Consider the following 18,001-nt stretch of genomic DNA (forward strand, 5'->3'; position numbering starts at 1 on the left):
TCGTCATGCGCCCGGCGGGCGCGTCACTTCTTGCGGCCGCGCTTCTCGCGCACCCGCACCGAGATGTGGATCGGGGTGCCCTCGAAGCCGAACTCCTCTCGCAGCCGGCGCTCGACGAACCGGCGGTAGCCGTGCTCCAGGAAGCCGGAGGCGAAGAGCACGAACCGCGGCGGCTTGGTGCCCGCCTGCGTACCGAAGAGGATGCGGGGCTGCTTGCCGCCCCGGATGGGGTGCGGGTGGGCCGCGACCAGCTCACCGAGGAAGGCGTTCAGCCGCCCGGTCGGGACGCGGGTCTCCCAGCCGGCCAGCGCCGTCTCGATCGCCGGGACGAGCCGGTCCATGTGGCGGCCGGTGCGGGCGGAGACGTTGACGCGCGGGGCCCAGGCGACCTGCTGCATCTCCGTCTCGATCTCGCGCTCCAGGTAGTAGCGGCGCTCCTCGTCGAGCTCGTCCCACTTGTTGTAGGCGATGACGAGCGCGCGCCCCGCCTCCACGGCCATGGTGATGATCCGCTGGTCCTGGACGGAGATGGACTCGGTGGTGTCGATCAGGACGACGGCCACCTCCGCCTTCTCGACGGCGGCCGCCGTACGCAGCGACGCGTAGTAGTCCGCGCCCTCCTGGAGGTGGACCTTCTTGCGGATACCGGCGGTGTCGACGAACTTCCAGGTGGTCCCGCCGAGGACGATCAGCTCGTCGACCGGGTCGCGGGTGGTGCCGGCCACCTCGTTGACGACCACGCGCTCCTCGCCGGCGACCTTGTTGAGGAGGGACGACTTGCCGACGTTGGGGCGGCCGATGAGCGCGATGCGGCGCGGGCCGCCGACGGCGGCGCCGAAGGTCTGCTCCGGGGCCTCGGGGAGGGCCTTGAGGACCTCGTCGAGGAGGTCACCGGTGCCGCGGCCGTGCAGGGCCGAGACGGGGAACGGCTCGCCCAGCCCCAGCGACCAGAGCATGGAGGCGTCGGCCTCGGCGGAGGGGCCGTCGACCTTGTTGGCGGCGAGGACGACGGGCTTGCCGGCGCGGCGCAGCAGCTTGACGACGGCCTCGTCGGTGTCGGTGGCGCCGACGGTCGCGTCCACGACGAAGACGACCGCGTCGGCGGCCTCGATGGCGTACTCGGCCTGGGCGGCGACGGAGGCGTCGATGCCGAGGACGTCCTGCTCCCAGCCGCCGGTGTCGACGACCTTGAAGCGGCGGCCGGCCCACTCGGCCTCGTAGGTGACGCGGTCGCGGGTGACACCGGGCTTGTCCTCGACGACGGCTTCCCGGCGGCCGATGATGCGGTTCACCAGGGTGGACTTGCCGACGTTCGGCCGGCCGACGACGGCGAGCACGGGGAGCGGGCCGTGCCCGGCCTCCTCGATGGCGCCTTCGACGTCCTCGACGTCGAAGCCCTCTTCGGCGGCGAGCTCCATGAACTCCGTGTACTCGGTGTCGCCGAGTGCCCCGTGGTCGTGCTGGTCGTTCATGAAGTCCGTTCCTCGTTCATCATCGTCATCGGCGGGTCGAGTGATCCGCTACTCAAGACTCAGTCTCGCTCAGCGCCCGGTGAGGCGCCTGGCGTTTTCCAGGTGCGCGGTGAGCCGCTCCTGAATGCGTACGGTGGCGTCGTCCAGCGCCTTGCGGGTGCGGCGGCCGGAGCCGTCCCCCGCTTCGAAGGCGTCGCCGAAGACGACGTCGACGCCGCTGCGGAGCGGGGGCAGCGCCTTTATCAACCGCCCGCGGCGGTCGGTGCTTCCCAGGACGGCGACCGGGACGATGGGGGCGCCGCCGCGCAGGGCGAAGTACGCGAGGCCCGCGCGGAGGGAGGCGAAGTCGCCCCCGCCACGGGTGCCCTCCGGGAAGATGCCGAGGACGCCGCCGCCCGCCAGCACGTCCAGGGCGCCGGTGATGGCGGTGCGGTCGGGTGCGCCGCGGTCCACCTTCAGCTGGCCGATGCCCTCCAGGAACGGGCCGAGGGGCCCCTTGAAGGCCTCTTTCTTGATCAGGAAGTGCACGGGCCGGGGCGCGGTGCCCATCAGCATGGGGCCGTCGAGGTTGTGCGCGTGGTTGACGGCGAGGATCACCGGCCCGGAGGCGGGGACCCGCCAGGCGCCGAGGACGCGCGGCTTCCACAGCCCGTACATCAGCCCGATGCCGATGCCCCGGCCGACGGCGGCGCCCTTCTCCGAGGGTGGGGTCACGCGGCGGCCCGCTTCTCCTCGACGAGCGTGACGACGCACTCGATGACCTGCTGGAGGGTGAGGTCGGTGGTGTCGACCTCGACGGCGTCGTCCGCCTTGGCGAGCGGCGACGTCTTGCGGCTGGAGTCCGCCGCGTCCCGCTTGATCAGTGCCTCGCGGGTGGCGTGCACGTCGGCGCCCCTGAGCTCGCCGGAGCGGCGGGCGGCGCGGGCCTCGGGCGACGCGGTGAGGAAGATCTTGAGGTCGGCGCCGGGCAGGACGGTGGTCCCGATGTCCCGTCCCTCCACCACGATGCCCTGCCCGGCGCCCGCGGCTTCGGCGATGGACCGCTGGAGCTCGGTGATCCGCTCCCGCACCTCGGGGACGGCGCTGACGGCGCTGACCTTGGAGGTGACGTCCTGCGTACGGATGGGGCCGGAGGCGTCCACGCCGTCGACGGTGATCGTCGGGTGGGAGGGGTCGGTCCCGGAGACGATGGTGGGCTTCCCGGCGGCGGAGGCCACCGCGTCGGCGTCGTCGACGTCCACGCCGTTGGTGATCATCCACCAGGTGATCGCCCGGTACTGGGCGCCGGTGTCCAGGTAGCTGAGCCCCAGCTTGGCGGCGACCGCCTTGGAGGTGCTCGACTTGCCCGTGCCGGAGGGCCCGTCGATGGCGACGATCACGGATTCCACGGTGTCGGACACCTTCCTGGTACGTGGGAGAGGGCCGGCCGGTTGCCGGGGCGCCCTGCACCAGGTTACCGACTGCTGCCGCCACCCCTTGCACCCATTCGGGCTACGCCCCTCACCCGGCCGCCCCGCCGGCCCCCGGCGCCCCTACTGCCGCAGTGCCCAGCCCCGCTCCCGCAGGGCGGAGGCCAGCACCGGGGCGGAGGCGGGCTCCACCATGAGCTGGATGAGACCCGCCTGCTGGCCCGTGGCGTGCTCGATGCGGACGTCCTCGATGTTGACGCCCGCCCGGCCCGCGTCCGCGAAGATGCGGGCGAGCTCGCCCGGCTGGTCGCTCAGGAGGACGGCGACCGTCTCGTAGGCGACCGGGCCGCCACCGTGCTTGCCGGGGACGCGGGCGCGGCCGGCGTTGCCGCGGCGCAGCACGTCCTCCACGCCCGTGGCGCCGTCGCGACGCTTGTCCTCGTCGGCGGACTGCAGGGACCGCAGCGCCTGGACGGTCTCGTCGAGGTCGGCGGCCACCCCGGCGAGGACGTCCGCGACGGGGCCCGGGTTCGCCGACAGGATCTCGACCCACATGCGCGGGTCGGAGGCGGCGATGCGGGTCACGTCGCGGATGCCCTGCCCGCACAGCCGTACCGCCGTCTCGTCGGCGTCCGCCAGCCGCGCGGCGACCATCGACGACACCAGCTGCGGGGTGTGCGACACCAGCGCGACCGCCCGGTCGTGCGCGTCGGCGTCCATGACGACCGGGACCGCCCGGCACAGGGCGACCAGCTCCAGGGCGAGGTTGAGCACCTCGGTGTGGGTGTCCCGGGTCGGGGTCAGCACCCACGGGCGGCCCTCGAACAGGTCGGCCGTCGCGGCCAGCGGGCCCGAGCGTTCCTTGCCGGACATCGGGTGGGTGCCGACGTACGCGGACAGGTCGAGGCCCATCGCCTCCAGCTCCCGCCTGGGCCCGCCCTTGACGCTGGCGACGTCCAGGTAGCCGCGGGCGATCCCGCCGCGCATCGCCTCGGCGAGGGTGGCGGCGACGTACGCCGGCGGCACGGCGACGATCGCGAGGTCGACGGGGCCCTCGGGCGGCTCCTCGGTTCCGGCCCCGCGCGCGGCGGCGGTGCGGGCCCGGGTGGGGTCGTGGTCGACGAGGTGCACGCCGATGCCACGCCCGGCCAGCGCGAGGGCGGCGGAGGTACCGATGAGGCCGGTTCCGATGACGACGGCTGTTCTCACTGGGCGATGTCCTTGCGGAGGGCGGCCGCGGCGCCGAGGTAGACGTGCGCGACGGCGGACTTGGGGAGGTCGGTCTCGACATGGGCGAGCAGGCGTACGACGCGGGGCATCGCGCCGGCGACGTCCAGCTCCTGCGCGCAGATCAGCGGTACGTCCACGATGCCCAGCTCGCGCACCGCCACGGCCGGGAAGTCGCTGTGCAGGTCCGGTGTGGCGGTGAACCAGACGCTGATCAGGTCGTCGGGGACGAGGCCGTTGCGCTCCAGTACGGCGGTGAGCAGCCCGCCGACCCGGTCCCGCATGTGCCCGGCGTCGTCCCGCTCCAGCTGGACGGCCCCTCGGACCGCTCGTACCGCCACGTCCCGCTCCTTCACCTGGTGCCGCTGTGCTGTCGGCCAGCCTAGTCAGCCCGGCCGCCGGTGCCCGATCCGTCCGGCATGCAGAACGGCGGGTAGAACTGTCCGCATGCTGCTTCACATCGCACCGGCCGCCGAGTGGGCCGGTCCCGAGGCCCCCTACCGCCCCGCCTCGCTGGCCTCCGAGGGGTTCGTGCACTGCTCGCCGGACGAGGAGACGGCGCTGGCCGTCGCCGACGCCCACTACCGGGACGTGCCGGGGCCGCTGCTGTTGCTGGACCTCGACGAGGCCCTGCTCACCGCGGAGGTCCGCCGGGAGCCTGCGGGCGACCGGCTCTTCCCGCACGTGTACGGTCCGCTCGACCGCGCCGCCGTCACGGGCGTGCGGGAGATCCGCCGCGATGCGGCCGGCCGCGTCACGGGGCTCGCCCCCTGGGCGTAACCGGCAGCGCGGTGGCTTCGTGCCGGGGGCGTACGGCGTCAGGATGCTGCCCATGAGTCCAGCTCCCGCACACCGCCGTACCGTTCTCAGGGCCGCCGTCACCACCGCCACCGTCGCCTTGGCGGCCGGCTGCGGCGACGGCGGGGGTGACGCCCCGGCGGCCACCGCCAGCCCGGCACCTCCCTCCGGCCCCGCGGCGCGGCCGCCGACCGGCTCCGAGTCCGCCTCCGTACCCGCCTCCCCGTCGGCGCCCCCGCCCACGGCCGGGGAGCTGGCCAGGACGACGGACATCCCGTCCGGCGGCGGCACGGTCTTCAAGGACCGGAAAGTGGTCGTGACGCAGCCGGAGGAGGGCGAGTTCAAGGCGTTCTCCGCGGTCTGCACCCACCAGGGCTGCACCGTCGCCACCGTGGAGAACGGCACGATCAACTGCGCCTGCCACGGCAGCCGCTTCCGTATCGCCGACGGCTCCGTCGCGCGCGGCCCGGCGACCCGGCCACTGCCCGCCGAGGAGATCACCGTGACGGGGGACAGCATCCGCCTGACGTAGGGTCTGGCGCATGCCGACCCCCGACGAACTGGTGCGCGACCACACGATCTACTCCTGCGTCATGGGGTCGCGCGCCTTCGGGCTCGCCACCGACGGCAGCGACACCGACCGCCGGGGTGTGTTCCTGGCCCCCACCCCGCTCCAGTGGCGTTTCGACAAGCCGCCCACGCACGTGGAGGGCCCGGCGGACGAGCAGTTCAGCTGGGAACTGGAGCGGTTCTGCGCCCTGGCCCTGAGCGCCAACCCGAACGTCCTGGAGTGCCTGCACTCGCCCCTCGTCGAGCACGTCGACGCCACCGGCCGTGAACTGCTGGAGCTGCGCTCCGCGTTCCTCTCCCGCGAGGCGCACCGGACGTTCGTGCGGTACGCGGCCGGGCAGCGCAGGAAGCTCGACGCGGACGTCCGCCAGTACGGCGCGCCCCGCTGGAAGCACGCCATGCACCTGCTGCGTCTGCTGGCGAGCTGCCGCGACCTGCTGCGCACCGGCGAGCTGGTGGTCGACGTGGGCGACGACCGCGAGCGGCTGCTGGCGGTCAAGCGGGGCGAGGTGCCGTGGCGGGAGGTCGATGCCTGGATGGACCGCCTCGCCGGCGAGGCCGACGGGGCGGTCTCCGGTTCCCCGCTGCCGCTCGAACCGGACCGGCGGGCGGTCGAGGACTTCCTCTTCCGTACGCGGCGGGCGTCAGCCCTCCAGGCGGGTCCGTACGACGAAGTCGTGCAGGGCGTCGTGGGCGGCGGGGGCGGCGGCGTCCGGTAGCGCGGACGCCGCCTGCGCCTCGTCCAGGACGGTGTGCAGCGCCTCGACGTCGGCCCGCACCCGCTCGGTGTCCACGCCGGTGGCCGGCCCGTGCTCCGCGTCGGCCTTGGCCGCGATCAGCTCGGCCACGTACTCCGGCGCCGGGACCGATCCGAGCAGGGTCGGCAGGTGGGCCACCACCTCTCCGGTGCGCATCAGGTGGATGCCGGTGAGCAGCACCCGGAAGGTGTAGAGCAGCGGCTTGAGTTCGCCGCTCTTCTCGAACAGCCGCCACTGGGTGGCCGCGAAACCGCGGTAGTGGTGGGCGTGGTGGGTGGTGAGCACGCCGGGCGCGAGGGCGGCCAGCTCGGTGTGCGCGTCGGTGGTGTGGGCGACCAGCGGCGACAGCAGCTGTTCCAGTACGTAGCCGTTGCGCCGCAGCATGAGCCGCACGAACTTGCGCAGGTCGTGCGTGACCAGGTCCATCTCGACCCCGTCCCGCTCCCACATCCTCGACCTGGTCTCCTCCGGCTCGCGCAGCCCGATGAGCGCGTCCACCGGCAGCAGGTGGACACCGCGTACGTCCACGTCCGAGTCGAGGGACGGGAAGCCGTACAGGTGCGCGCCGGAGACGGTGGCGAACAGCAGCGGGTCGGGCTGCTCGGCGACGGCGGAGGCCAGGTCGGGAAGCTCCAGGAGTTCGGTCATGGGCCTAAGCGTCCCAGAGCGCCCCCAGGGTCAGCAGCTCGCTGCCGTACTCGATGCGGTCCGCCCACTCCTTCGGCCACGCCCCGGCGCCCAGATGGGCCCCGGCGAAGGCGCCCGCGAGGCAGGCGATGGAGTCGGAGTCGCCCTTGGTGCAGGCGGCGCGGCGGATGGCGGTGAGCGGCTCCTCCGGGAAGAGCAGGAAGCAGAGCAGGGCGGTGGTGAGCGCCTCCTCGGCGATCCAGCCCTCCCCCGTCAGCAGGCACGGGTCGGTCTCCGGGTCGGCCGTGCGCAGCGCCGCGTCCAGCGTGCTCAGGGCCCGCGCGCACTCGTCCCACCCCCGCCGGATGAACGCCTGGGGCGTCGTGTCGTGGGAGTACGTCCACAGGTCGCCGAGCCACTGCTGGTGGTAGCGCGAGCGGTTGTCGTACGCGTACGAACGCAGGCGCCCGACCAGGCCGAGCGGCTCGGCCCCCCGCGACAGCAGGTGGACGGCGTGTGCGGTGAGGTCGGAGGCGGCCAGGGCCGTGGGGTGGCCGTGGGTGAGGGCGGCCTGGAGCTGGGCGGCGCCGGAGCGCTGCTCCTGGCTGAGTCCCGGGACGAGACCGATCGGGGCGACCCGCATGTTGGCGCCGCACCCCTTGGAACCGGTCCGGGAGGCCTGCTGCCAGGGCCGGTCGCCGTCGAGTTTCTCGCAGGCGACCAGGCACGTGCGGCCGGGCGCCCGGTTGTTGTCGGGTGAGTGGTACCAGTCCACGAACTCGTCGCGCAGCGGCTGGGTGAGCCACTGCGGGGCGAGGGCGCCGCGGGTGAGGGCCGCGCGCACGGCCCGGGCGACGGCGAGGGTCATCTGGGTGTCGTCGGTGACGACGGCGGGCCTGGGCAGGGCCATCTCCCGCCAGGGGCCGCATTTCGCGAGGATGGACGGTACGTCGTCGAACTCGGTCGGGAAGCCCAGCGCGTCGCCGAGCGCGAGCCCGACGAGCGAGCCGGTGGCCGCCTGTTTGGTGATGGTCCTGGAAGTGATCATTTCTGCCGTCCCTCCGGTCGCAGCAGTGGCGGGTGCAGGGCCGTGGCCTCACCCGCCCGGTACAGAGCGGCCGGTTTCCCCCGTCCGCCGGTGAGGCGCGGCGGTCCTTCCACGGCCTGGACGAAGCCGGGGGTGGTGAGGACCTTGCGCCGGAAGTTGGGGCGGTCGAGTTCGACGCCCCACACCGTCTCGTACACCTGCCGCAGCTCGCCGAGGGTGAACTCGGGCGGGCAGAAGGCGGTGGCGAGGCAGGTGTACTCGAGCTTGGCGCCGACGCGTTCGTGCGCGTCGGCGAGGATCGCGTCGTGGTCGAAGGCGAGGGGGCCGTACGTGCCGTGGGGCAGCCACTGGGCGTGCGCCGCGTCGCCGCCGCCGCGCGGTTCCGGGAGGTCCGGCACGAGGGCGGTGTACGCGACCGAGACGACCCGCATCCGGGGGTCGCGGTCGGGGTCGCTGTAGGTGCGCAGCTGCTCCAGGTGCAGGTGGGCGACGGTGGTGTCGGACAGGCCGGTCTCCTCGGCGAGCTCCCGGCGGGCGGCCTGGCCGGCGGACTCGCGGGGCAGGACGAAGCCCCCGGGGAGGGCCCACGCCCCCTGGTAGGGCTCCTGTCCCCGCTGCACGAGGAGCACCTGGAGCCGCTCCTCGCGGACGGTGAAGACGGCGAGGTCGACGGTGACGGCGAAGGGCTCGAAGGCGTGCGGGTCGTACCCGTCCGGGCGCCTGGCTCCCGGGCGCGGGGCGGTCATGTCCGCCGCCCCGCCGTGCGGGTCCCCACCACCCCCGCCGCGCGGGCGTTCGGGCCTGGTCCACCCCCGTGGGTCCAGGTCCACCGGCCGTGCGCGGCGGAGGTGGTGAAGACGGTCCTGTCGGCGATGTGCACGCCACCCCCTTTAAGAGTCACCTTGACTATAAAGCTGGGCGGGGGCGCCCCACAAGCGCGAAAGCCCGCGGCCTTCGGGGAGGCCACGGGCTTTCGTACGGGTGTGGGCTGTTACAGACCGACTTCCTTCATCAACATGCCGACCTCGGTGTTCGTCAGGCGGCGCAGCCAGCCCGACTTCTGGTCGCCGAGCTGGATCGGGCCGAACGCGGTCCGTACGAGCTTCTCCACCGGGAACCCGGCCTCGGCGAGCATGCGGCGCACGATGTGCTTGCGGCCCTCGTGGAGCTGCACCTCGACCAGGTAGTTCTTGCCGGTCTGCTCGACCACGCGGAAGTGGTCGGCGCGGACGTAGCCGTCCTCCAGCTGGATACCGTCCTTGAGCCGCTTGCCCACCTCGCGCGGGAGCGGGCCGGTGATGGCGGCCAGGTAGGTCTTCTTCACGCCGTACTTGGGGTGCGTGAGGCGGTGGGCGAGCTCACCGTGGTTGGTGAGCAGGATGATGCCCTCGGTCTCGGTGTCGAGACGCCCGACGTGGAAGAGCCGGGTCTCGCGGTTGGTGACGTAGTCCCCGAGGCACTGGCGGCCGTCCGGGTCCTCCATCGTGGAGACGACACCGGCGGGCTTGTTCAGCGCGAAGAAGAGGTACGACTGGGTCGCCACGGTCAGGCCGTCGACCTTGATCTCGTCGTTCTCCGGATCGACCCGCGTGCCCTGCTCGATGACGATCTTGCCGTTCACCTCGACCCGGCCCGCGTCGATCATCTCCTCGCAGGCGCGCCGCGACCCCATGCCGGCGCGGGCGAGCACCTTCTGGAGCCGCTCCCCCTCCTGGTCCCCGAACGTCTTGGGCGTCTTGAGCTCGGGCTTGTTCGCGTACCGCTCGCGGTTGCGCTCCTCGATACGGGCGTCCAGCTCACGCGGGCGCGCCGGGGTCGTCCGGCCGCCACCGCGCTGGGGGGACTGCCGGGGGCCGCCCTTGGCGCCCCCGCGGGCCGCCGCGCCACGCCCGCGCCTGGGGCCGCCGGCCTCGCCGGGGGCGCCCACGTCGTAGGTGCGCTCCTCGGGGCGGGGGCGGCGCGGGTTGCTCGCGCCCTTGCCCCGGTCGTCGCGGCTGTTACCGGCACCCCGGTAGTTGCCGCGGCCGCCACTGCTGCCGCGGCCGCCGCTGTTGCCACCACGGCTCCCGCCGTTGTTTCCGCTGCTGTTCCTGCCGCTGCTGCTTCGCATCAAAGTTCCGTCTTGTCGTCTGCGTGCTCGGAGTCCGGGGCGTCCGGATCGAACGACGGGACCCCTTCCTGCGTCTCCGCCTCGATCGCGTCCGCCTCGGGGAGGAAGGGCGCGAGCTCGGGGAGCTCGTCCAGGCCGCGCAGGCCCATCCGCTCCAGGAAGTAGTTCGTCGTCCTGTACAGGATCGCACCTGTTTCGGGTTCCGTGCCCGCCTCCTCGACCAGACCCCGCTGGAGGAGGGTGCGCATGACGCCGTCGCAGTTCACCCCGCGCACCGCCGAGACCCTCGACCGGCTGACCGGCTGGCGGTAGGCGACGACCGCGAGCGTCTCCAGCGCGGCCTGGGTGAGCCGGGCCTGCTGCCCGTCGAGGACGAAGCTCTCGACGGCCTCCGCGTACTCGGGCCGGGTGTAGAACCGCCACCCGCCGGCGACGAGCCGCAGCTCGAAGCCGCGTCTCTGCACGTCGTACTCGTCGGCCAGCTCACGCAGCGCGTCTGCGACCGCACGGCGGGGGCGATCCAGCACCTTGGCGAGGTGCTCCTCCGTGGCCGGCTCGTCGACGACCATGAGGACGGCCTCCAGGGCCGGCTTCAGCTCCATCACGACTCCTCCTGGTCGAACTCGTCCGTCACGGCGACGTCCTCCGCCCCGGTCCACCTCACCATGAGCTCGCCCAGCGCCTGCTCCTGGTCGAGGGCGACGGCCTTCTCCCGGTACAGCTCCAGCAGGGCCAGGAACCGGGCGACGACGGTGAGCGTGTCCGGGGCGTCCCCGGCCAGCTCCCGGAAGCTCGCCTCACCGCGCTCCCGCAGGCGGGCGACGACCACCGCGGCCTGCTCGCGGACGCTGACCAGCGGGGCGTGGATGTGCTCGACGTACACCTGGGGCCTCGCCCTGGGCCGCATGGCCTTGACCGCCAGCCCGGCGAACCTCTCGGCACCGATGCTGATGACCACGTCGGGCAGCAGCTCGGCGTGGTGGGGCTCCAGACCGACGGTGCGGGGGTAGCGCCGCCCCTCGCTCTCCAGACGCTCGCTGAAGATGTCGGCGACCCGTTTGTACGCGCGGTACTGCAGCAGCCGCGCGAACAGCAGGTCCCGCGCCTCCAGCAGCGCGAGGTCCGCCTCGTCCTCCACCTCGGCGGCGGGCAGCAGCCGCGCGGCCTTGAGATCGAGGAGCGTCGCGGCCACGACGAGGAACTCGGTGGTCTGGTCCAGGTCCCAGTCGGGCCCCATGGCCCGGATGTGGGCCATGAACTCGTCGGTGACTCTGGAGAGGGCGACCTCGGTGACGTCCAGCTTGTGCCTGGAGATCAGCTGGAGCAGCAGATCGAACGGCCCCTCGAAGTTCGCCAGCCGGACGGTGAACCGCCCGTCGCCCTCACCCGCCGCGGGGTCCTCCGCGGAGCGGCCCGTGCCCCGCCCGCCGCCGTCACCGGGGCCCCCGGCGTCACCGGCGTCCGCGGCCGCACGCGGCTCGTCGGGCACATCCGGAGCGGGCGCGGCGGGACCCGGTGCCGGAACGGGCTCCCGAGCCGGCACGTCCGGAGCGGACCCGAGGACAGGCGGCGGCTCCGGGGCATCACCCGGCGCGACGGGGGCCGCCGGAGGCGGCGGGGCCGGCACCGGTGCGGGGGCCGCCAGGGGCGGTGGGGCCGCCGGCCCCGCGGCCCCGGGGCCACGGCCGAGGGCGCGGCGGCGGGGGGAGGAGGCGTCGGTCGGGGGCATCGTGGTCCTGTGGCGAGACGGGAAACGGGCGGCGGCCCGCGCAGGCTACCGTCAGCGCCCGCGCAGGCGCCGCACGAGGATGCTCGCGTCGCCCCGCGACTCCAGGTCGGCCAGCACCACGGCGACCGCCTCGCGGACGATGCGCCCGCGGTCGACGGCCAGGCCGTGCTCGCCGCGCAGGACCAGGCGCGCGTGCTCCAGGTCCATCAGTTCCTCGGCGGATACGTACACCGTGATCTTCTCGTCGTGCCGTTCGCGCCCGCTGGGACGCCGGTTCGCCGCCCGCCCCCTGCGCCGGGGCGCGCCGCCGGCCGGGGCCGCCTTCGCGGACGACTCCGCCTCACGGCTGCGGGAGTCCGCGGTGTCCGCCTCGGCGGCCGCGTGCTCCTCGGGGGCCGGGGCGGGGGCGGACACCGCCGCCGCCGGGTCGCTCTCGCCCGCCGGCGCCGGGACCCGCGGCTCGCCGTTCTGGCGGCGCGGGGTCGACGACTGCAGCGCCATGCCCCCTGTCGTACGGAACAACTCGTCGGCACCGGGCAGACTCACTCGGCGTGACACCGGGCGAGCACCTCCCTGGCGAGCTGACGGTAGGCGGCCGCGCCGACCGAGTTCGAGGCGTACGTGGTGATCGGCTCACCCGCGACCGTGGTCTCCGGGAAGCGCACGGTCCGGCCGATCACCGTGTGGTACACGTGGTCGTCGAAGGCCTCGACGACACGCGCGAGCACCTCCCGGCTGTGCACCGTGCGCGAGTCGTACATCGTGGCGAGGATGCCGTCGAGCTCCAGCTCGGGGTTGAGCCGCTCCTGGACCTTCTCGATGGTCTCGGTGAGCAGTGCGACACCGCGCAGGGCGAAGAACTCGCACTCCAGCGGCACTATCACCTTGTGAGCCGCCGTCAGCGCGTTCACCGTCAGCAGACCGAGCGAGGGCTGACAGTCGATCACGATGTAGTCGTAGTCGTTCAGCAGCGGCTTGAGCGCCCGCTGCAGCGTCGACTCACGTGCGACCTCGCTCACCAACTGCACTTCGGCGGCCGACAAATCGATATTGCTGGGCAGCAGGTCCATGTTGGGCACGGCGGTCTTGAGCAGGACCTCGTCGGCCGACATGCCCCGCTCCATGAGCAGGTTGTAGACGGTGAGGTCGAGCTCCATCGGGTTCACGCCGAGGCCGACCGACAGGGCTCCCTGCGGGTCGAAGTCGACGAGCAGGACCCGTCGTCCGTACTCCGCGAGCGCGGCGCCCAGGTTGATGGTCGACGTCGTCTTGCCCACGCCGCCCTTCTGGTTGCACATCGCGATGATCTTCGCGGGACCGTGGTCGGTCAGCGGTCCCGGGATCGGGAAGTACGGCAGGGGCCGTCCGGTGGGGCCGATCCGCTCGCGGCGCTGGCGGGCAGCGTCGGGAGCGAGGGTGGCCGCGTACTCCGGATCGGGCTCGTACTCGGCGTCAGGGTCGTAGAAGTGCCCCTCGGGGACTTCGTCGTAGGCGGCGAAGTGGGTGGACTCTCGGCCACTCTCGTTGCCGGCCATGGCGTTCACGTGTTGGCCGTCCATCATCTTCATCGTGTGGGCTGTCGTCATGTGCTGGTGCGTCGCGAAGGTCCGGACGGCGACGGAGCCGACAGCCTCGGCCCCGGAGGACGGAACCCGGCCCGCCACGGACGTCGCGGACGTCGCGGACGTTCCTGGCTGACCACCTCCGGGAGTAAATGTCGACTCATTCACAAGTCGTCTTACCTCCTTGGACGTGACCAGGAAACTTATCGATAGGTCAGCGTGGCACCATGCCGACGGTTTGCGACTCTATGGCGTGTCACCGCTCCGCAGCAACACAATCGCCCGGACGCGAACCGATGTGTCGGCAAAGGAACACCCTCATGTCAAGGGCGCACGGCCATCCATCCGTACGTTTCGTGGGTGTGCGAAACGGTTAAAGGGTTACGTTCGAGGCGACTTGAACCGGCGTCGGACGCGACCGGACACGCGTCCGGCCGGACCTCGTCGGGCGAGGTCCGGCCGGATGCGTGATATTGACGGCGCCCGTTGACGGCCGGGCGGCCGCGTACCGGAGGTCAGCCGATGAGCGAGCTCAGCTCGGCGTGCTCCAGGCCGTGGGCCTCGGCGACCTCCTTGTAGACGACCTTACCGTCATGGGTGTTGAGGCCCTTGGCGAGCGCCGCGTCGCGGCGCAGCGCCTCGACCCAGCCGTTGTTGGCCAGCGACACGATGTAGGGCAGCGTGGCGTTGGTCAGCGCGTAGGTGGAGGTGTTCGGCACCGCGCCCGGCATGTTGGCGACGCAGTAGAAGACCGAGTTGTGGACGGCGAACGTCGGCTCGGCGTGCGTGGTGGGACGCGAGTCCTCGAAGCAGCCGCCCTGGTCGATCGCGATGTCGACAAGGACACTTCCGGGCTTCATCCGGGAGACGAGCTCGTTGGTGACCAGCTTCGGGGCCTTGGCGCCGGGGATGAGCACCGCGCCGATGACGAGGTCGGCCTCGAGGACGGCCTTCTCCAGCTCGAAGGAGTTGGACATCACGGCCTTGACCTTCGTACCGAAGATCTTGTCGGCCTCGCGCAGCTTGTTGATGTCGCGGTCGAGCAGGGTCACGTCGAAGCCCATACCGATGGCGATCTGGGTGGCGTTCCAGCCGGAGACGCCACCGCCGATGACGACGGCCTTGGCCGGGATCACACCCGGGACGCCACCCGGCAGCACACCACGGCCGCCGGCCGCGCGCATCAGGTGGTAGGCGCCGACCTGGGGGGCCAGCCGGCCCGCGACCTCGGACATCGGGGCGAGCAGCGGCAGCGCGCGGTTCGCGGTCTCGACCGTCTCGTACGCGATGGCGGTGGTGCCGGACGCCAGCAGGGCGTCGGTGCACTCGCGGGAGGCGGCGAGGTGCAGGTAGGTGAAGAGGGTCTGGTCCTTGCGGAGGCGGTGGTACTCCTCCGCGATCGGCTCCTTGACCTTGAGCAGCAGGTCGGCCGTGGCCCACACCTCGTCGGCGGTCGGCAGGATCCGCGCGCCGGCGGCGACGTACTCGTCGTCCGTGATCGAGGAGCCGACGCCGGCGTTCTGCTCGACGAAGACCTGATGCCCGTTGCGCACGAGCTCGTGCACACCGGCGGGGGTGATGGCCACCCGGAACTCGTTGTTCTTGACCTCGCGGGGGATGCCGACCTTCACGTCGATCACGGTCCTTGGCTTTGGGGGTACGGGGGCAATGCAATACATACCCGGATGCACAGGACGCACCGGGATACACCGCAGTCAATCGCGGCTCACCCAGTCTATTGAAGGGTCTGTCGTTGTCTAGCCTTGCAAAGCATTAATCTTTGACGGAAGGACTGCGGATTTCGCAGGCTGTTCCTCCGGTGCGGTTCTCCGTTCCCAGTAGCTGATCGGCAGCGGCACGGTGCAGCCGGGCCGCCGCGGGGTCACCGAGCCGGTCGAGCGTGTCCGCCAGCCGCAGCTGGAGCGCCGCCAGAAGCCGGACGTCCTTGGCCAGGCGCGCCCACTCGACGGCCTCCTCGCAGGTCCGCAGGCTCTCCTGCGGCCGTCCCGCGTACTCCTGGACCCGGGCCGCCTCGCTCAACGCCCGCGCGTGGCCCGCGAGATCACCGAGCCGGCGGTATCCGGCCGCCGCCGCCCGCCAGTTCCTCAGCGCCTCGCCGTACCGGCCCTCGTAGGTGTGTACGGCGCCGAGCCTGCCGTACAGCCGCGCCTGGTCGGCCCGCTCGTCGCGGGCGAGGCGCTGCGACAGGGCCCGCCCGTACCAGTCGGCGGCACGCTGCCAGTCCCCCAGCTCCTGATGGGCACCGCCTACGGATTCCATCGCGCGGCTGATCGCGTACGGGTCGTTCGCCAGCCGCCCGGCGTCCAGAGCGGCCCGGTAGCGGACCAGCGCGTCGGCCGTACGGCCGGTGCGCGCGTCCAGGTCGGCGAGGTTCAGCAGGGCGGCGGCCCGCTCGCGGTGCAGCCCGCGCCGCTCGGCGACGTCCAGGACCAGCTGGTGCAGCCCGTACAGCTCCGGCGCGGCGTTCTCGGTGCCCCGGTGTGCGGCGAGCGCCCGGACGAGGGCGGCGACCAGGCGGCGGGCGAGGGTGTCCAGGTCCCCGTCGGCGACGGCGACCCGGGCGGCTGCCAGCAGCGCCGGCTGCCGGGTGCGCAGCCAGTCGGCGGCGGCCCGGGGGTCGGGGAAGCGCAGCGCCCGGGGCAGCCCGGCGAGCTTGCGGCGCGCGGCCGATCCCTCCGGTTCGGTGACCGCCCGGCAGGACTGGAGCAGCCGCACCGTGCGCTCCAGCATCCTGGCGCGGGCCAACTGCACCTCGGCGGGCCGGTCCTCGGTCTCCAGCAGCTCCCGCAGCAGGGGCAGGAGGCAGCCGGGCACCTCGTACTGCTCGTCGCCCGCCTCGTGCACGAGCCCGTAGGCGGCGAAGCCCTCCAGCGCGGTCCGGGCGGCCGACACCGAGCAGCCGGCCAGCGCGGAGGCGGTGTGGGCGTCGGCGATGCCGACCGGGGCCAGGGCGAGCAGGCGGAGCATCCGTGCGGCGGGCGTGGGCTGCGCCTCGTACGCCAGGCGGAACGCGCGGGCCAGCGGGCGGAGGGCGACCGGACGCTCGGGCTCGTCGGTCAGGGCGCGCAGCCGTTTGGTCAGGTCGGCCACGGACGACATGGGGCGGGCGGCGAGCCAGCCGCCGGCCAGTACGAGGGCGGCGGGCTGGCCGGCGCAGAGCTCGGTGAGCGTCTCGGCGGCCTGCGGGTCGACGGTGATCCGTACCGAGCCGGTGTAGCTGTCGAGCAGTTCGATGGCGGACTTGGCGTCCAGGCCGCCCACCGTGCAGGGCCGTACCCCTGGGATGCCGGTGAGCGGGCCCTGCGCGACGGCCACGACCAGGCAGTCGGGGTTGTCGGGGAGCAGCGCGTCGACCTGCTCGGCGTTCGCGGCGTCGTCCAGCAGGAGCAGCACGCGGCGCTCGGCGCACGCGCCCCGCAGCAGCTCGGTCAGTTCGTCCTCCCCCGCCCCGGCGGGTGCCGGGACACCGAGGCGGTCGAGCAGCCCGCGGGCGGCGCGCTCGATCGGCACCGGCTCCCCGCCGGGCTCGGTCAGGCGGGCCCGCAGGACGCCGTCGCGGTAGCCGCGGGCGAGGTCACCGACCAGTTCCTCGGCGAGCGCGGTGCGGCCGCTCCCGGGGCGGCCGGCGATCAGCAGCACCCGGGCGCGCGGGGAGGGCCGTCCGGCGAGGGTGTCGAGCCCGGCGCGGGCGATGTCGGCCCGCAGCTCCTTGAGCTCGCGCGCCCGTCCGTAGAACCGACGGCGTCCGGGCCGCGCACCGGACCGGTCCGCACCGCCCGCGCCGCCGAAGTCCACCGCCTGATCCGTCACGGGCCACGCTCCCGTCCGCTGCGCACGTGCTGATCCCGCCGGGTCCCCAGGCGGGCGATCCGAGCGTAGTTCAGTAGGGGTGCCCCACCCGGCTGAGCACGGCGGACGAGTCCCTCAATCGGATCAGCCGATCGTCACACCGCCGGGCCGTTCGGGCACCTCCCCGAACGGCCCGCCGGCGTGTCCGGCACCCGTCCTCGGGGCCCCTACGCCTCGAACGGGCGGGCCGGCCAGGGGGCCTCGGCGGGGCGGAGGGCCTCCAGGCCGTCACCCGCACGGGCGGCGAGGACCGACAGGACGCCCACCACCAGGCAGGTGTTGTGGAGCTCGCCCGCCAGGACGCCCCGTGCCAGCTCGTCGAGCGGCACCCGCGCGAGCTCCATGTCGGCCTCCTCCTCGGCGACCTCGAAGCGCTCGCCCTCCGCCGCCGAGAGGCCACGGGCCAGGAAGACGCGCACGGCTTCGTCGCAGCCGCCCGGAGTGGTGTACACGTCCGTGAGGACCTGCCACTTCTCCGCCTTGACGTGCGCCTCCTCGTACAGCTCGCGCACGGCCGCGTTCAGCGGGTTCTCGCCGGGCACGTCCAGCAGGCCGGCCGGGATCTCCCACAGCTTGTGCCGCACCGGGTGGCGGTACTGGCGCAGCACCAGGACCCGGTCGTCGTCGTCGAGGGCGAGGACCGCGACCGAGCCGGGGTGGACCTGGTAGTCGCGGCGTACGACGGTCCCGTCCGGCATGACCACGTCGTCGGTGCGGACACTGGTCTTGTTGCCCTTGAACGGCACGGCGGTCGCCGTGACCCGCCACTCCTCGGGCGTGTCCTTGATGGTCATGGAAGACGTCCTCCCTCGTACACAGCC

Annotated in this window: 19 protein-coding genes; 3 read left to right on the plus strand and 16 right to left on the minus strand. The window is 73.1% G+C overall.

Annotated elements, in window-relative coordinates; translation table 11 throughout:
* Positions 1 to 23: 23 nt before the first annotated feature.
* The 5 genes from der to aroH all read right to left on the minus strand — a co-directional run bounded on the left by der (position 24) and on the right by aroH (position 4,449).
* Complete coding sequence (gene der, locus ABD347_RS25585) at positions 24 to 1,472, minus strand: ribosome biogenesis GTPase Der (RefSeq protein WP_344365514.1); 1,449 nt, start codon at positions 1,470 to 1,472, stop codon at positions 24 to 26.
* Positions 1,473 to 1,541: 69 nt separating this feature from the next.
* The gene (locus ABD347_RS25590) at positions 1,542 to 2,186 is read right to left on the minus strand and encodes a lysophospholipid acyltransferase family protein (RefSeq protein ID WP_344365515.1); all 645 of its coding nucleotides are present in this window, start codon (positions 2,184 to 2,186) and stop codon (positions 1,542 to 1,544) included.
* Entirely contained in the window at positions 2,183 to 2,851 is a 669-nt protein-coding gene (gene cmk / locus ABD347_RS25595; RefSeq protein WP_344365570.1) for a (d)CMP kinase, read from the minus strand. Before cmk ends, ABD347_RS25590 begins: the two co-directional genes overlap by 4 nt.
* Positions 2,852 to 3,004: 153 nt before the next feature.
* Positions 3,005 to 4,090: a prephenate dehydrogenase gene (locus ABD347_RS25600; RefSeq protein WP_344365516.1), complete on the minus strand. Its 1,086-nt coding sequence runs from the start codon at positions 4,088 to 4,090 to the stop codon at positions 3,005 to 3,007.
* Positions 4,087 to 4,449 carry a chorismate mutase gene (aroH, locus tag ABD347_RS25605; protein ID WP_344365517.1) on the minus strand — a complete coding sequence of 121 codons (363 nt, stop codon included), beginning with the start codon at positions 4,447 to 4,449 and terminating at the stop codon, positions 4,087 to 4,089. The genes ABD347_RS25600 and aroH overlap by 4 nt, the downstream gene beginning before the upstream one ends.
* 106 nt (positions 4,450 to 4,555) lie before the next feature.
* On the opposite strand from aroH, the gene ABD347_RS25610 reads away from it, so the two are divergent.
* The 3 genes from ABD347_RS25610 to ABD347_RS25620 are packed head-to-tail and all read left to right on the plus strand — an operon-like array spanning position 4,556 to position 6,195.
* A complete protein-coding gene (locus tag ABD347_RS25610; RefSeq protein ID WP_344365518.1) occupies positions 4,556 to 4,888 on the plus strand; it encodes a DUF952 domain-containing protein in 333 nt (110 codons plus the stop codon).
* A gap of 52 nt (positions 4,889 to 4,940) precedes the next feature.
* A complete protein-coding gene (locus ABD347_RS25615; RefSeq protein WP_344365519.1) occupies positions 4,941 to 5,438 on the plus strand; it encodes a Rieske (2Fe-2S) protein in 498 nt (165 codons plus the stop codon).
* A gap of 10 nt (positions 5,439 to 5,448) precedes the next feature.
* Positions 5,449 to 6,195: a nucleotidyltransferase domain-containing protein gene (locus ABD347_RS25620; RefSeq protein ID WP_344365520.1), complete on the plus strand. Its 747-nt coding sequence runs from the start codon at positions 5,449 to 5,451 to the stop codon at positions 6,193 to 6,195.
* Here ABD347_RS25620 and ABD347_RS25625 read toward each other — a convergent pair.
* From ABD347_RS25625 to ABD347_RS25675, 11 genes are all read right to left on the minus strand, one after another.
* Positions 6,121 to 6,882, minus strand: a complete 762-nt coding sequence (locus ABD347_RS25625; protein WP_344365522.1) for a nucleotidyltransferase domain-containing protein — start codon at positions 6,880 to 6,882, stop codon at positions 6,121 to 6,123. The two genes, ABD347_RS25620 and ABD347_RS25625, sit on opposite strands and share 75 nt — an antisense overlap.
* Before the next feature lie 4 nt (positions 6,883 to 6,886).
* Complete coding sequence (locus tag ABD347_RS25630; RefSeq protein WP_344365524.1) at positions 6,887 to 7,909, minus strand: ADP-ribosylglycohydrolase family protein; 1,023 nt, start codon at positions 7,907 to 7,909, stop codon at positions 6,887 to 6,889.
* Positions 7,906 to 8,655, minus strand: a complete 750-nt coding sequence (locus ABD347_RS25635) for an NUDIX hydrolase (protein ID WP_344365526.1) — start codon at positions 8,653 to 8,655, stop codon at positions 7,906 to 7,908. The genes ABD347_RS25630 and ABD347_RS25635 overlap by 4 nt, the downstream gene beginning before the upstream one ends.
* A gap of 245 nt (positions 8,656 to 8,900) precedes the next feature.
* Positions 8,901 to 10,019, minus strand: coding sequence for a pseudouridine synthase (locus ABD347_RS25640; protein WP_344365528.1), 1,119 nt, complete (start codon positions 10,017 to 10,019; stop codon positions 8,901 to 8,903).
* On the minus strand, positions 10,019 to 10,621 hold the full coding sequence (scpB, locus tag ABD347_RS25645; protein ID WP_344365530.1) for an SMC-Scp complex subunit ScpB: 603 nt from the start codon (positions 10,619 to 10,621) through the stop codon (positions 10,019 to 10,021). Before scpB ends, ABD347_RS25640 begins: the two co-directional genes overlap by 1 nt.
* Complete coding sequence (locus ABD347_RS25650; RefSeq protein ID WP_344365532.1) at positions 10,621 to 11,748, minus strand: segregation and condensation protein A; 1,128 nt, start codon at positions 11,746 to 11,748, stop codon at positions 10,621 to 10,623. The genes scpB and ABD347_RS25650 overlap by 1 nt, the downstream gene beginning before the upstream one ends.
* A 51-nt stretch (positions 11,749 to 11,799) precedes the next feature.
* Entirely contained in the window at positions 11,800 to 12,306 is a 507-nt protein-coding gene (locus ABD347_RS25655) for a hypothetical protein (protein ID WP_344365534.1), read from the minus strand.
* Complete coding sequence (locus ABD347_RS25660) at positions 12,291 to 13,334, minus strand: ParA family protein (protein ID WP_425575765.1); 1,044 nt, start codon at positions 13,332 to 13,334, stop codon at positions 12,291 to 12,293. The genes ABD347_RS25655 and ABD347_RS25660 overlap by 16 nt, the downstream gene beginning before the upstream one ends.
* Before the next feature lie 491 nt (positions 13,335 to 13,825).
* Positions 13,826 to 14,941 carry an alanine dehydrogenase gene (gene ald, locus ABD347_RS25665; protein WP_344365572.1) on the minus strand — a complete coding sequence of 372 codons (1,116 nt, stop codon included), beginning with the start codon at positions 14,939 to 14,941 and terminating at the stop codon, positions 13,826 to 13,828.
* Between the two features lie 142 nt (positions 14,942 to 15,083).
* Positions 15,084 to 17,141 carry an AAA family ATPase gene (locus tag ABD347_RS25670; protein WP_425575766.1) on the minus strand — a complete coding sequence of 686 codons (2,058 nt, stop codon included), beginning with the start codon at positions 17,139 to 17,141 and terminating at the stop codon, positions 15,084 to 15,086.
* Between the two features lie 206 nt (positions 17,142 to 17,347).
* The gene (locus tag ABD347_RS25675) at positions 17,348 to 17,974 is read right to left on the minus strand and encodes an NUDIX domain-containing protein (RefSeq protein WP_344365537.1); all 627 of its coding nucleotides are present in this window, start codon (positions 17,972 to 17,974) and stop codon (positions 17,348 to 17,350) included.
* Positions 17,975 to 18,001 lie beyond the last annotated feature (27 nt).

The organism is Streptomyces gobitricini (assembly GCF_039532985.1).
Taxonomy (GTDB): domain Bacteria; phylum Actinomycetota; class Actinomycetes; order Streptomycetales; family Streptomycetaceae; genus Streptomyces; species Streptomyces gobitricini.

What these genes read in the sequence shown, in the direction of transcription:
- der (WP_344365514.1), bottom strand. Translation starts at nt 1,472, where the DNA reads ATGAACGACCAGCACGACCACGGGGCACTCGGCGACACCGAGTACACG.
- ABD347_RS25610 (WP_344365518.1), top strand. Translation starts at nt 4,556, where the DNA reads ATGCTGCTTCACATCGCACCGGCCGCCGAGTGGGCCGGTCCCGAGGCC.
- ABD347_RS25615 (WP_344365519.1), top strand. Translation starts at nt 4,941, where the DNA reads ATGAGTCCAGCTCCCGCACACCGCCGTACCGTTCTCAGGGCCGCCGTC.
- ABD347_RS25620 (WP_344365520.1), top strand. Translation starts at nt 5,449, where the DNA reads ATGCCGACCCCCGACGAACTGGTGCGCGACCACACGATCTACTCCTGC.
- ABD347_RS25625 (WP_344365522.1), bottom strand. Translation starts at nt 6,882, where the DNA reads ATGACCGAACTCCTGGAGCTTCCCGACCTGGCCTCCGCCGTCGCCGAG.
- ABD347_RS25630 (WP_344365524.1), bottom strand. Translation starts at nt 7,909, where the DNA reads ATGATCACTTCCAGGACCATCACCAAACAGGCGGCCACCGGCTCGCTC.
- ABD347_RS25635 (WP_344365526.1), bottom strand. Translation starts at nt 8,655, where the DNA reads ATGACCGCCCCGCGCCCGGGAGCCAGGCGCCCGGACGGGTACGACCCG.
- ABD347_RS25640 (WP_344365528.1), bottom strand. Translation starts at nt 10,019, where the DNA reads ATGCGAAGCAGCAGCGGCAGGAACAGCAGCGGAAACAACGGCGGGAGC.
- scpB (WP_344365530.1), bottom strand. Translation starts at nt 10,621, where the DNA reads ATGGAGCTGAAGCCGGCCCTGGAGGCCGTCCTCATGGTCGTCGACGAG.
- ABD347_RS25650 (WP_344365532.1), bottom strand. Translation starts at nt 11,748, where the DNA reads ATGCCCCCGACCGACGCCTCCTCCCCCCGCCGCCGCGCCCTCGGCCGT.
- ABD347_RS25660 (WP_425575765.1), bottom strand. Translation starts at nt 13,334, where the DNA reads ATGACGACAGCCCACACGATGAAGATGATGGACGGCCAACACGTGAAC.
- ABD347_RS25675 (WP_344365537.1), bottom strand. Translation starts at nt 17,974, where the DNA reads ATGACCATCAAGGACACGCCCGAGGAGTGGCGGGTCACGGCGACCGCC.